4 protein-coding genes, 4 tRNA genes, 3 rRNA genes and 2 pseudogenes are annotated in these 13640 nt (G+C 52.2%); all 13 read left to right on the forward strand.

What is annotated here, in order from left to right; translation table 11 throughout:
• Positions 1 to 17: 17 nt before the first annotated feature.
• The 13 genes and pseudogenes from btuB (at position 18) to yjfF (ending at position 13638) form a co-directional block, all read left to right on the forward strand.
• Positions 18 to 1923: pseudogene (btuB, locus tag ACQ86O_RS06240) on the forward strand (TonB-dependent vitamin B12 receptor BtuB).
• Positions 1868 to 2746, forward strand: a complete 879-nt coding sequence (gene murI / locus ACQ86O_RS06245; RefSeq protein WP_431224544.1) for a glutamate racemase — start codon at positions 1868 to 1870, stop codon at positions 2744 to 2746. The pseudogene btuB and the gene murI overlap by 56 nt, the downstream one beginning before the upstream one ends.
• Positions 2747 to 3157: 411 nt before the next feature.
• Positions 3158 to 4699, forward strand: a 16S ribosomal RNA gene (locus ACQ86O_RS06250).
• A gap of 74 nt (positions 4700 to 4773) precedes the next feature.
• Positions 4774 to 4850 (forward strand) — tRNA-Ile (locus ACQ86O_RS06255).
• Positions 4851 to 4999: 149 nt separating this feature from the next.
• Positions 5000 to 5075: transfer RNA gene (locus tag ACQ86O_RS06260), tRNA-Ala, on the forward strand.
• A gap of 337 nt (positions 5076 to 5412) precedes the next feature.
• Positions 5413 to 8320 (forward strand): 23S ribosomal RNA (locus ACQ86O_RS06265).
• Between the two features lie 106 nt (positions 8321 to 8426).
• A 5S ribosomal RNA gene (gene rrf / locus ACQ86O_RS06270) occupies positions 8427 to 8542 on the forward strand.
• The 16S, 23S and 5S rRNA genes sit together here with 4 tRNA genes alongside, the layout of an rRNA operon.
• Before the next feature lie 94 nt (positions 8543 to 8636).
• Positions 8637 to 8713: transfer RNA gene (locus ACQ86O_RS06275), tRNA-Asp, on the forward strand.
• 53 nt (positions 8714 to 8766) lie between these two features.
• Positions 8767 to 8842, forward strand: a tRNA-Trp gene (locus ACQ86O_RS06280).
• Positions 8843 to 9137: 295 nt separating this feature from the next.
• A complete protein-coding gene (ytfQ, locus tag ACQ86O_RS06285) occupies positions 9138 to 10094 on the forward strand; it encodes a galactofuranose ABC transporter, galactofuranose-binding protein YtfQ (RefSeq protein ID WP_431224545.1) in 957 nt (318 codons plus the stop codon).
• A gap of 22 nt (positions 10095 to 10116) precedes the next feature.
• A complete protein-coding gene (gene ytfR / locus ACQ86O_RS06290) occupies positions 10117 to 11631 on the forward strand; it encodes a galactofuranose ABC transporter, ATP-binding protein YtfR (protein WP_431225663.1) in 1515 nt (504 codons plus the stop codon).
• Positions 11628 to 12649: pseudogene (ytfT, locus tag ACQ86O_RS06295) on the forward strand (galactofuranose ABC transporter, ATP-binding protein YtfT). The gene ytfR and the pseudogene ytfT overlap by 4 nt, the downstream one beginning before the upstream one ends.
• Positions 12646 to 13638 carry a galactofuranose ABC transporter, permease protein YjfF gene (yjfF, locus tag ACQ86O_RS06300; protein WP_431224546.1) on the forward strand — a complete coding sequence of 331 codons (993 nt, stop codon included), beginning with the start codon at positions 12646 to 12648 and terminating at the stop codon, positions 13636 to 13638. The pseudogene ytfT and the gene yjfF overlap by 4 nt, the downstream one beginning before the upstream one ends.
• Positions 13639 to 13640: the final 2 nt, after the last annotated feature.

Genomic DNA, 13640 nt, shown 5'->3' on the forward strand with positions numbered 1-13640 from the left:
GGCCTGCGGCATCCCCAATGAAGTTTGGATGCTTTTTTAATGACAATGATAAAAAAACACTGCTGGCGGTGGTTTCCTCCGTGACGGCCTTTTCTGGATGGGCGCAAGACAACACCACTGCCAATGACAGCGATAATCTGGTGGTAACCGCCAACCGCTTCCCTCAGCCAGTCTCTTCCGTGCTGGCACCTGCCGATGTTGTTACCCGTGATGAAATCAACCGTTGGCAGGCTAAAAGCCTCAATGATGTTATGCGCCGTTTGCCGGGCGTGGACATCGCGCAGTACGGGGGAATGGGGCAGGGCTCATCTCTTTCAGTTCGTGGCACCGAAGCACGCCACGTATTGGTGTTGATCGATGGTGTGCCGTTAGCCCGTCTGGGGATCACCAATGGTGTTGATTTTAACCAGATCCCGCTGGCGCTGGTTCAGCGTGTGGAGTTTATCCGTGGCCCGCGCTCAGCCATTTATGGTTCTGGCGCTATCGGCGGGGTGATTAACGTCATTACCCAGACCGATCAAGAAGGTGGAAAAGTTCAGGTGGGTATCGGCTCAAACGGATACCAGCAGTACGATGGTGCGGTGCGCCAGCGCTTCGACAACACCATGGCTACCGTCGCGGGCAGCTATCAGATGACCAACGGCTTCAATGTACAACCCGACTCACCTTATTCGGTTGACAGCGATCGTGATGGTTTCCGCAATAAAAGCTTCTGGGGGGCTGGAACACTCGTTCAACCAAAACTTCTCTGGCTTCGTGCGCGGTTATGGTTACACCAACAACTCGGATTACGATGTTGGCAGTGTGCCTTTCAGCCCGCAATACAGTAATGATGAAGACCGTCTTTATAGCCACACCTATGATATGGGACTGCGGTATCTTGCTGGAGCGTTCTCATCTCAACTTACCGGTAGCTATCAGAAACAGAAAGATTACAACTACAGCAGCCAGAATGGTCGTTATGGTATTAGCACTACGCTGGATGATATGGACCAGCGCAATTTGCAGTGGGGTAATACCTATGCTTTCGAACAGGGTAGCGTTACAGCCGGTGCCGATTTCCAGCAACAACGTCTGACCTCTTCTGATAACTTCTTCGCTGACAGCTATAAAAGAGACAATACCGGTCTATACCTTAGTGGCCAGCAACAGTTTGGCAGCGTGACGCTTGAGGCCTCTGGGCGTGAAGACAAAGCCGGTGATTTTGGTTGGCATGGTACCTGGCAGACCGCTGCGGGTTGGGAGTTTATTGATGGCTATCGGGCGACTTTATCTTATGGCACCGGTTTCCTGACGCCATCGCTGGGCCAGCAATATGGTTCAAAACGCTTCGGTATTGATTCAAACAGCAACCTCAAGCCGGAAGAGTCCAAGCAGTGGGAAGCCGGTCTGGAAGGTTTGACCGGGCCGCTGGACTGGCGATTGTCGGCTTACCATTACAAAATCCAAAACCTGATCAACTATGATTCTGACCCGGTTACCTATCAGGGCCAGTATTACAATGTGGATGCGGCAACGATTAAAGGTGTGGAATGGACGGGGAGCTTTGATACCGGGATCTTCACCCATCAGGTGACATTGCAATATATTGATCCTCGTAACGACAAGACGGATGAGGTGCTGGCGCGCCGTTCGAAACGCCAAGCCAAATATCAGTTGGATTGGACGATGTTCAACGTAGATATGGATATTTCATATCAGTATTACGGCAAGCGGTACGACAACATCTCCTCTACTTATAATCCTGAGCAGCGTGTATTGCCGAGTTACAGCACTGTTGATGCGGCAGCATCATATCCAATCACCTCTCAGCTGACAGTTCGTGGTAGAATTGCCAACCTGTTTGATAAAGATTATGAGACGGCTTATGGCTACGTTACTCCAGGAAGAGAATACTACCTCACTGGAAGCTATACCTTCTAACAGCACGGCGGCCCCTCGTCCGACGGCGCTGGTTTTTGATTCCGGTGTCGGCGGGCTGTCAGTGTATCAGGAGGTTCGGCAACTGCTGCCGGATCTCCACTATATCTATGCCTTCGATAACGTGGCATTTCCCTACGGCGAGAAATCCGAAGAATTTATCATTGAGCGCGTGCTGGAGATTGTCACTGCCGTTCAGCAGCGTCACCCTCTGGCGATTGTCATTATCGCCTGCAATACCGCCAGCACAGTTTCTCTGCCTGCATTGCGCGAGCATTTTACCTTCCCGGTGGTCGGTGTTGTGCCCGCCATCAAGCCTGCAGCCAAACTTACCACTAATGGTATTGTCGGCCTGTTAGCCACGCGTGGTACGGTTCAGCGTACCTATACACGTGAATTGATTGAGCGTTTTGCCACGGATTGTAAAATCGAGCTGTTAGGCTCTTCTGAGCTGGTGGAGCTGGCAGAGGCTAAGTTGCATGGTGCACCGGTGCCGTTGGCAACGCTCAAAAAAATACTGCATCCGTGGTTGAGCATGCGCGAACCTCCCGACACTGTCGTTCTGGGTTGTACCCATTTCCCTCTTTTATCTGAAGAGCTGATGCAGGTGCTGCCCGAAGGGACGCGGCTGGTGGATTCGGGTGCGGCTATTGCCCGCAGGGCTGCCTGGCTTATCTCTACCCAAGAGAATCTGGTTTCTACTCAGGAAGAGAATCTGGCCTATTGCATGGCATTAAATGAAGATACCGAGGCTTTATTGCCCGTATTGCAGGGTTATGGCTTCAAATCGTTGAAAAAATTGCCGCTTAAAGTGGCTTTTGATTAAACATTCGGCGGTCAGCAAAAAAATGAATTTAGGGGTTGCGGCGTTCTCAGAACTCCCTATAATGCGCCTCCACTGACCGGGAACAACGACTCCTTGATAGCAAAGAATGTCGCCCAGCCAGGAAGAAGCAACCCGGTGAAAACACCGCCTCTCGCAAGAGAAAAAGGTTGACTCTTCAGCGGGAAAGCGTAATATGCACCTCCCGCGTTACCGAGAAAGATGGCGGTAACCAACGCTCTTTAACAATTTATCAGACAATCTGTGTGGGCACTCACAAGACGATATCCAGCCACCTCGGTGGCAAAAAAATATCAAGTCTTGAAGAGTGACCAAGCAGTAATTCATGCGAATGAATTATTACGAAAGTTAATTTTCGAGCATCGCTGCACGAGTTGCAGCAAATCAAGCTTTTAATTGAAGAGTTTGATCATGGCTCAGATTGAACGCTGGCGGCAGGCCTAACACATGCAAGTCGAGCGGTAGCACAGGAGAGCTTGCTCTCTGGGTGACGAGCGGCGGACGGGTGAGTAATGTCTGGGAAACTGCCCGATGGAGGGGGATAACTACTGGAAACGGTAGCTAATACCGCATAACGTCTTCGGACCAAAGTGGGGGACCTTCGGGCCTCACACCATCGGATGTGCCCAGATGGGATTAGCTAGTAGGTGGGGTAATGGCTCACCTAGGCGACGATCCCTAGCTGGTCTGAGAGGATGACCAGCCACACTGGAACTGAGACACGGTCCAGACTCCTACGGGAGGCAGCAGTGGGGAATATTGCACAATGGGCGCAAGCCTGATGCAGCCATGCCGCGTGTGTGAAGAAGGCCTTCGGGTTGTAAAGCACTTTCAGCGAGGAGGAAGGGTTCAGTGTTAATAGCACTGGGCATTGACGTTACTCGCAGAAGAAGCACCGGCTAACTCCGTGCCAGCAGCCGCGGTAATACGGAGGGTGCAAGCGTTAATCGGAATTACTGGGCGTAAAGCGCACGCAGGCGGTTTGTTAAGTCAGATGTGAAATCCCCGAGCTTAACTTGGGAACTGCATTTGAAACTGGCAAGCTAGAGTCTTGTAGAGGGGGTAGAATTCCAGGTGTAGCGGTGAAATGCGTAGAGATCTGGAGGAATACCGGTGGCGAAGGCGGCCCCCTGGACAAAGACTGACGCTCAGGTGCGAAAGCGTGGGGAGCAAACAGGATTAGATACCCTGGTAGTCCACGCTGTAAACGATGTCGACTTGGAGGTTGTGCCCTTGAGGCGTGGCTTCCGGAGCTAACGCGTTAAGTCGACCGCCTGGGGAGTACGGCCGCAAGGTTAAAACTCAAATGAATTGACGGGGGCCCGCACAAGCGGTGGAGCATGTGGTTTAATTCGATGCAACGCGAAGAACCTTACCTACTCTTGACATCCACAGAATTCGCTAGAGATAGCTTAGTGCCTTCGGGAACTGTGAGACAGGTGCTGCATGGCTGTCGTCAGCTCGTGTTGTGAAATGTTGGGTTAAGTCCCGCAACGAGCGCAACCCTTATCCTTTGTTGCCAGCACGTCATGGTGGGAACTCAAAGGAGACTGCCGGTGATAAACCGGAGGAAGGTGGGGATGACGTCAAGTCATCATGGCCCTTACGAGTAGGGCTACACACGTGCTACAATGGCATATACAAAGAGAAGCGAACTCGCGAGAGCAAGCGGACCTCATAAAGTATGTCGTAGTCCGGATCGGAGTCTGCAACTCGACTCCGTGAAGTCGGAATCGCTAGTAATCGTAGATCAGAATGCTACGGTGAATACGTTCCCGGGCCTTGTACACACCGCCCGTCACACCATGGGAGTGGGTTGCAAAAGAAGTAGGTAGCTTAACCTTCGGGAGGGCGCTTACCACTTTGTGATTCATGACTGGGGTGAAGTCGTAACAAGGTAACCGTAGGGGAACCTGCGGTTGGATCACCTCCTTACCTAAAGATATTGGTTGAGTGCAGTGTCCACACAGATTGTCTGATGAAAAAGTAACGAGCAGGAAACCCTTTATAGGCTTGTAGCTCAGGTGGTTAGAGCGCACCCCTGATAAGGGTGAGGTCGGTGGTTCAAGTCCACTCAGGCCTACCAAATTTCTTCTCATGCTGCGTGATGTGCGCGGTCGTTTACCGAAGTAAACTGCCCTTTCACATGCCTTGCCTGAAAAGAAATTACATTTGCATTTTAAGGCGAATGTAACTCTCCGAGTGGTAAATAAAGGTTTCTGCCAGTGACTGTATGGGGCTATAGCTCAGCTGGGAGAGCGCCTGCCTTGCACGCAGGAGGTCAGCGGTTCGATCCCGCTTAGCTCCACCATATAGTCCTCGAATAATACTTCAGAGTGTACTGGCGACAGTATGCTGCGAAGTATTTTGCTCTTTAACAATCTGGAACAAGCTGAAAATTGAAACATGACAGCTGAAACTTATCCCTCCGTAGAACTATTGGGGTAAGGAGTAACCTGTCATAGAGTCTCTCAAATTTTTTGCAATCTGAAGTTCTCTTTATGAGGACTGAGCGAGCAGCACAAAGCCAAGGCGCCCAGCGCGGAGGACGCGGAGTGGACACAACGTCCATGAGCATTCCGAGCACTGCGTAACGCGGGATTTGTGTGGCGCAGCCAGACCGAGAAGGAAACACTTTCGGGTTGTGAGGTTAAGTGACTAAGCGTACACGGTGGATGCCTAGGCAGTCAGAGGCGATGAAGGGCGTGCTAATCTGCGAAAAGTGTCGGTAAGCTGATATGAAGCGTTATAACCGGCAATACCCGAATGGGGAAACCCAGTGCAATCCGTTGCACTATCGTATGGTGAATACATAGCCATACGAGGCGAACCGGGGGAACTGAAACATCTAAGTACCCCGAGGAAAAGAAATCAACCGAGATTCCCCCAGTAGCGGCGAGCGAACGGGGAGGAGCCCAGAACCTGAATCAGTTTGTGTGTTAGTGGAAGCGTCTGGAAAGTCGCGCAGCAAAGGGTGATAGCCCCGTACACTAAAATGCACAAGGTGTGAGTTCGATGAGTAGGGCGGGACACGTGACATCCTGTCTGAATATGGGGGGACCATCCTCCAAGGCTAAATACTCCTGACTGACCGATAGTGAACCAGTACCGTGAGGGAAAGGCGAAAAGAACCCCGGCGAGGGGAGTGAAATAGAACCTGAAACCGTGTACGTACAAGCAGTGGGAGCCTACTTTGTTGGGTGACTGCGTACCTTTTGTATAATGGGTCAGCGACTTATATTTTGTAGCAAGGTTAACCGTATAGGGGAGCCGTAGGGAAACCGAGTCTTAACTGGGCGAATAGTTGCAAGGTATAGACCCGAAACCCGGTGATCTAGCCATGGGCAGGTTGAAGGTTGGGTAACACTAACTGGAGGACCGAACCGACTAATGTTGAAAAATTAGCGGATGACTTGTGGCTGGGGGTGAAAGGCCAATCAAACCGGGAGATAGCTGGTTCTCCCCGAAAGCTATTTAGGTAGCGCCTCGTGAACTCATCTTCGGGGGTAGAGCACTGTTTCGGCTAGGGGGCCATCCCGGCTTACCAAACCGATGCAAACTCCGAATACCGAAGAATGTTATCACGGGAGACACACGGCGGGTGCTAACGTCCGTCGTGAAGAGGGAAACAACCCAGACCGCCAGCTAAGGTCCCAAAGTCATGGTTAAGTGGGAAACGATGTGGGAAGGCATAGACAGCCAGGATGTTGGCTTAGAAGCAGCCATCATTTAAAGAAAGCGTAATAGCTCACTGGTCGAGTCGGCCTGCGCGGAAGATGTAACGGGGCTAAACCATGCACCGAAGCTGCGGCAGCAACGCTTAGGCGTTGTTGGGTAGGGGAGCGTTCTGTAAGCCGTTGAAGGTGGACTGTGAGGTCTGCTGGAGGTATCAGAAGTGCGAATGCTGACATAAGTAACGATAAAGCGGGTGAAAAACCCGCTCGCCGGAAGACCAAGGGTTCCTGTCCAACGTTAATCGGGGCAGGGTGAGTCGACCCCTAAGGCGAGGCCGAAAGGCGTAGTCGATGGGAAACGGGTTAATATTCCCGTACTCGGTGTTACTGCGAAGGGGGGACGGAGAAGGCTAGGCTAGCCGGGCGACGGTTGTCCCGGTTTAAGCGTGTAGGGGGTGTTCCTGGTAAATCCGGAACGCTATCAACCCTGAGGCGTGATGACGATGCACTACGGTGCAGAAGTAGTTGATGCCAAGCTTCCAGGAAAAGCCTCTAAGCATCAGGTAACATTGAATCGTACCCCAAACCGACACAGGTGGTCAGGTAGAGAATACTCAGGCGCTTGAGAGAACTCGGGTGAAGGAACTAGGCAAAATGGTGCCGTAACTTCGGGAGAAGGCACGCTGGCGCGTAGGTGAAAGGATTGACTCCTGGAGCTGAAGCCAGTCGCAGATACCAGCTGGCTGCAACTGTTTAATAAAAACACAGCACTGTGCAAACACGAAAGTGGACGTATACGGTGTGACGCCTGCCCGGTGCTGGAAGGTTAATTGATGGGGTCAGCCGCAAGGCGAAGCTCTTGATCGAAGCCCCAGTAAACGGCGGCCGTAACTATAACGGTCCTAAGGTAGCGAAATTCCTTGTCGGGTAAGTTCCGACCTGCACGAATGGCGTAATGATGGCCAGGCTGTCTCCACCCGAGACTCAGTGAAATTGAACTCGCTGTGAAGATGCAGTGTACCCGCGGCAAGACGGAAAGACCCCGTGAACCTTTACTATAGCTTGACACTGAACATTGAGCCTTGATGTGTAGGATAGGTGGGAGGCTTTGAAGTGTGGACGCCAGTCTGCATGGAGCCAACCTTGAAATACCACCCTTTAATGTTTGATGTTCTAACTCGGCCCCATAATCTGGGGTGAGGACAGTGTCTGGTGGGTAGTTTGACTGGGGCGGTCTCCTCCCAAAGAGTAACGGAGGAGCACGAAGGTTAGCTAATCACGGTCGGACATCGTGAGGTTAGTGCAAAGGCATAAGCTAGCTTGACTGCGAGAGTGACGGCTCGAGCAGGTACGAAAGTAGGTCTTAGTGATCCGGTGGTTCTGAATGGAAGGGCCATCGCTCAACGGATAAAAGGTACTCCGGGGATAACAGGCTGATACCGCCCAAGAGTTCATATCGACGGCGGTGTTTGGCACCTCGATGTCGGCTCATCACATCCTGGGGCTGAAGTAGGTCCCAAGGGTATGGCTGTTCGCCATTTAAAGTGGTACGCGAGCTGGGTTTAGAACGTCGTGAGACAGTTCGGTCCCTATCTGCCGTGGGCGTTGGAAGATTGAGAGGGGTTGCTCCTAGTACGAGAGGACCGGAGTGAACGCACCCCTGGTGTTCGGGTTGTCATGCCAATGGCACTGCCCGGTAGCTACGTGCGGAAAAGATAAGCGCTGAAAGCATCTAAGCGCGAAACTTGCCTCGAGATGAGTCTTCCCTGGGCCTTTAAGGTCCCTGAAGGAACGTTTAAGACTAAGACGTTGATAGGCTGGGTGTGTAAGTGCAGCGATGCATTGAGCTAACCAGTACTAATGAACCGTGAGGCTTAACCTTACAACACCGAAGGTGTTTTAGAGAGACGAGATTGATTTTCAGCGAAGTTCCGAGATTGGATTGGCTGGCATGACGAAAGTGATGCGGGTTGATGAAACAGAATTTGCCTGGCGGCGATAGCGCGGTGGTCCCACCTGACCCCATGCCGAACTCAGAAGTGAAACGCCGTAGCGCCGATGGTAGTGTGGGGTCTCCCCATGCGAGAGTAGGACACTGCCAGGCATCAAATAAACGTTATCAGCATGACACCTGATAATGAGCGAAATCACCAAGGTGGTTTTGCTGGCATCGGAAGATGCAACGTGAAAGAATCGGTGGAGCGGTAGTTCAGTTGGTTAGAATACCTGCCTGTCACGCAGGGGGTCGCGGGTTCGAGCCCCGTCCGTTCCGCCACTTATTTAAATTATGCCTGCTAATCTTAGCAGGCATAATGTTAAGCGTAGTTTAGGGGCGTAGCTCAGTTGGTAGAGCACCGGTCTCCAAAACCGGGTGTCGCGAGTTCGAGTCTCTCCGCCCCTGCCATATTAAAAGCCCTTCGCGAAAGCGAAGGGCTTTTTTGCTTTCTACTGCTCTTAGTATTCATTTCCTCAATATGTCTGCTCAAAACTCACACTGAAATCGTTCCCAATTTAGACTTTTCTAGCTGTATCTATGCACAAAATGGTTGTAATCCCGTGCTGTGATACTGCTCATCATTCCAAGCTGAATTTCAGCTACACCTTATAAGCGCCCAAGTATCTGGACGCACATTCCATTAAAGCGAATACACCAACAGCCATCTCTGCCTGACTGGCTCAGGCTGAGCGAGGAGAAAAACATGTATAAGCGTTTACTGTTAGCGGCCGCCATAAGCGGTGTGTTGATGGGAGCGGCTCAGGCTGCCCCCTTGGTTGTCGGCTTTTCTCAGATCGGTTCTGAATCAGGGTGGCGTTCTGCAGAAACCAAAGTGGCAAAACAGGAAGCGGAAAAACGTGGTATTACGCTGAAAATCGCCGATGCACAGCAAAAACAGGAAAACCAGATCAAGGCGGTGAGATCCTTTATTGCCCAGGGTGTCGATGCCATTTTTATTGCGCCAGTGGTAGCAACCGGTTGGACCCCGGTATTGCAGGAAGCGAAAGAGGCTAAAATACCGGTCTTTCTGCTGGATCGCATGATTGAAGTGAATGATCCCTCGCTGTATACCGCTGCCGTTGCCTCAGATAGCGTTCATGAAGGCAAGGTTGCAGGGGAATGGCTGCAAAAAGAGGTCGCTGGCAAGCCATGTAATGTGGTTGAACTGCAAGGCACTGTGGGATCCAGTGTGGCCATTAACCGTAAGAAGGGCTTTGCAGACGGTATTGCCTCCGCTGACAACATCAAAATCCTCCGTTCGCAGTCCGGCGACTTTACTCGCAGCAAGGGTAAAGAAGTGATGGAAAGCTTCATTAAGGCTGAGCAGAACGGTAAAAACATTTGTGCCGTTTATGCACATAACGACGATATGGCGATTGGCGCAATCCAGGCGATTAAAGAGGCTGGTTTGAAGCCGGGTTCTCAGATCAAGGTTGTTTCTATCGACGGCGTACCTGATATCTTTAAAGCGATGATGAGCGGGGAAGCAAACGCTACGGTTGAATTGACGCCAAATATGGCAGGCCCTGCCTTTGATGCTTTGATTGCATTGAAAAAAGACGGCACTCAACCGCAAAAATTTATCCAGACAGAATCGAAACTGCTGCAGCCTGATACTGCCAAGCAGGAATTTGAGATGAAGAAAAGCATGGGTTATTGATAGGTAACTGGCGGAGCAGATGATGGCCACACCTCAGGCAACATTGTTGGCAATAAGCGGGCTATCCGTTGAGTTTCCAGGTGTAAAGGCGCTGGAGCAGGTTGATTTCACACTACAGCGCGGCGAGGTTGTGGCGTTGCTTGGGGAAAATGGTGCAGGGAAGTCCACATTAATCAAGGCATTGACCGGTGTTTACCAACGCTCCGCCGGTGAAATCTGGCTTGAAGGAAAAGCGATTGCGCCGCAGAGTACGGCTCAGGCGCAATCGTTTGGGATTGGCACGGTCTATCAGGAAGTTAATCTGTTACCCAACATCTCGGTAGCCTCCAACCTGTTTATCGGCCGCGAACCCACCCGCTTTGGGTTGATCGATCAAAATACCATGTTGCGCAACGCCCGGAAATTGCTGGAAGGTTATGGCTTACAGCTGGATGTCAGCCAGCCGCTGGGTAATTACTCGATCGCGATTCAACAAATTGTTGCCATTGCCAGGGCTGTCGATCTCTCAGCCAAGGTGTTGATTCTGGATGAGCCTACAGCCAGCCTGGATGCCAAGGAAGTTACCATGCTGCTGGATATCCTGAGCCAGCTCCGTTCTCAAGGCATGGGCATGATCTTCGTCACCCATTTTCTCGAACAAGTTTATCGGATCAGCGATCGTATTACGGTGCTCCGTAACGGCAAGCTGGTCGGAACCCGTGTCACCGCCGAATTACCTCGGCTAGAGTTAGTACAGATGATGCTTGGCCACAGTTTCGATGAGACCCTGCTTAAACGCACTGAACACCAAGCCGTGGAAGCGCCACCGTTAGTGGAGTTTAGCGGTTATGGTCGGCGTGGCATGGTTGAACCCTTCGATCTGGCTCTGCGACCAGGGGAGATTGTCGGCCTGGCTGGTTTACTTGGTTCAGGGCGTACCGAAACCGCGCAGTTGATCTTCGGCATCAAAGCCCGGGACAAAGGCACGGCAAAAGTTGAAGGCAAAACGGTAGCTATTTCTTCTCCTCGCAAAGCGGCAGGTTTGGGTTTTGGCTATTGCCCTGAGGATCGTAAAACCGACGGTATTGTTGGAGCGGCCACGGTTAGAGAGAACATTATTCTTGCACTGCAGGCGCAGCGCGGCTGGTTAAGGCCTTTACCGCTGCGGGAGCAAACCAGGATTGCCGAAAATTTTATCCAGTTGCTGGGGATCCGCACGCCAGGGCCGGAGCAGCAAATTCAGTACCTGTCAGGCGGCAATCAGCAGAAGGTATTGCTTTCAAGGTGGTTGGCGACTAAACCCCGCTTCCTGATCCTGGATGAGCCAACGCGTGGTATTGATGTTGGTGCCCACGCGGAAATCATCCGCCTGATTGAACGACTCTGTGATGAAGGATTGGCGCTGCTGGTGATCTCCTCAGAACTGGAGGAACTGGCAGGTTATGCCGATCGCATCGTGGTATTACGTGATAGAAAACATGTGGCGCAGCTCGATCATGATGCCATTACGGTTCCCGCCATTATGCAGGCCATTGCAGTGCAACAGGGGGCAGGATGAGCCAAAGGAGTTTTGACATGACCGGTGGACCGCGCAAAGTAAGGTGGGTGATGCCCGCCGGGGCGACACAACTGGGGGCGCTGGCGGCAATTTTGATCATTGACAGCCTGGTTGCCCCCCATTTTTTTCCATCCATATCCAGGATGGCCGCCTGTTCGGCAGCGTAATTGATATTTTTAACCGCGGCGCTCCCGTCGCCTTACTTGCATTGGGCATGACGTTGGTGATTGCTACCGGGGGGATTGATCTCTCCGTCGGGGCGGTGATGGCCATTGCGGGAGCGACCGCGGCAACCATGACCAGTGCCGGATACCCTCTGGCTTATGTGTTGGGTGCTGCGTTGGCAGTGGGGGCGCTGTGCGGTTTGTGGAATGGTTTTCTGGTGGCGGTGCTGCAGATACAACCGATCGTGGCCACCCTGATGCTGATGGTGGCCGGGCGTGGGATCGCGCAACTGATTACCGAAGGGCAAATTGTCACCTTCGAGAATGAAGGGTTGGCCAAGCTTGGCAGCGGTGCGCTGATGTATCTGCCAATGCCAGTGATTATTGCCGCCATTATGTTGTTGCTGATTTGGTTGCTGACGCGCAAAACTGCGTTGGGACTGTTTATTGAGGCTGTCGGCATCAATTTACGTTCGGCACGCAATGCTGGAGTCAGTACTCGCTGGGTGATTATCGCGGTCTATGTCATTTGTGGTCTGTGTGCCGCAGTGGCAGGGATTATCGTGACGGCGGATATCCGTGGCGCAGATGCCAATAATGCGGGCCTGTGGCTGGAGTTGGATGCGATTCTGGCCGTGGTTATTGGTGGCGGTTCCCTACTGGGAGGGCGTTTTAACCTCCTGCTTTCCGTGGTGGGTGCCTTAATCATTCAAGGTATGAATACAGGGATTCTGCTTTCGGGTTACAAACCAGAATTTAATCTGGTGTTGAAAGCGGTGGTGGTGTTAGCCGTGTTGATGGTGCAATCCCCAAGCGTTTCATTACATCGGTTGTGGCGGAGACGAAAATCATGATGAAACGCAATCTTCCCCTGTTAATTACCATCGTGGTTTTCCTGCTGGGCTATGCCTTTTGTCTCAGCCAGTTTCCCAGCTTTGCTTCAACCCGTGTCTGGTGTGATCTGCTGACTGACAACGCCTTTCTGGGCATTGTCGCGGTGGGGATGACCTTCGTGATCCTTTCCGGAGGGATCGATCTGTCCGTCGGCTCGGTGATCGCCTTTACCGGCGTGCTGTTGGCCAAACTGATTGGCGCTTATGGTATTGCTCCGGGTTATGCGTTTGTCATTGTATTGCTGATGGGGGCATCGTTTGGTGCGTTGATGGGCTGGATCATTGATGCACTGAAGCTGCCGGCGTTTATCATCACGCTTGCTGGCATGTTCTTCGTGCGTGGTATGAGCTTTATTGTCTCGGAAGAGTCAATCCCGATCGATCACCCGCTGTACGCCACGTTGGCGAACTATGCCTGGAAGCTGCCTGGCGGTGGGCGATTTACCTTATTGGCTTTAGTGATGCTGTTGGTGGTCGCGATCGGCATGATCCTGGCGCATCGTACCCGTTTTGGCCATAACGTTTACGCCATTGGTGGCAACCCGGCTTCCGCTGCGCTGATGGGGGTGCCGGTGCGGCGCACTACGATAAAGATTTACATGCTTTCCAGCACGCTGGCCGCGCTCTCGGGCATTATTTTTTCGTTATACACCTCCGCAGGTTATGCACTGGCCGCTAGCGGTGTCGAGTTGGATGCCATTGCGGCAGTCGTCATTGGGGGAACGCTGCTGACCGGTGGCGTCGGCACTATCTTGGGCACCTTGTTTGGCGTGTTGATCCAGGGGTTAATCCAGAGCTATATCACTTTCGACGGATCGCTCAGTTCCTGGTGGACAAAAATTGTCATCGGTATTCTGTTGTTCTGCTTTATCGGCCTCCAGAAGGCGATGAGCGCCTTTTGGCAGACCAGACGGGAAAAACCACGCCATCCGCGGCTGAAGCCCTCATAGCG

Origin of the sequence: Serratia sp. L9, assembly GCF_050632285.1 — a bacterium.
In the GTDB taxonomy this organism is placed as follows: Bacteria; Pseudomonadota; Gammaproteobacteria; order Enterobacterales; family Enterobacteriaceae; genus Chania.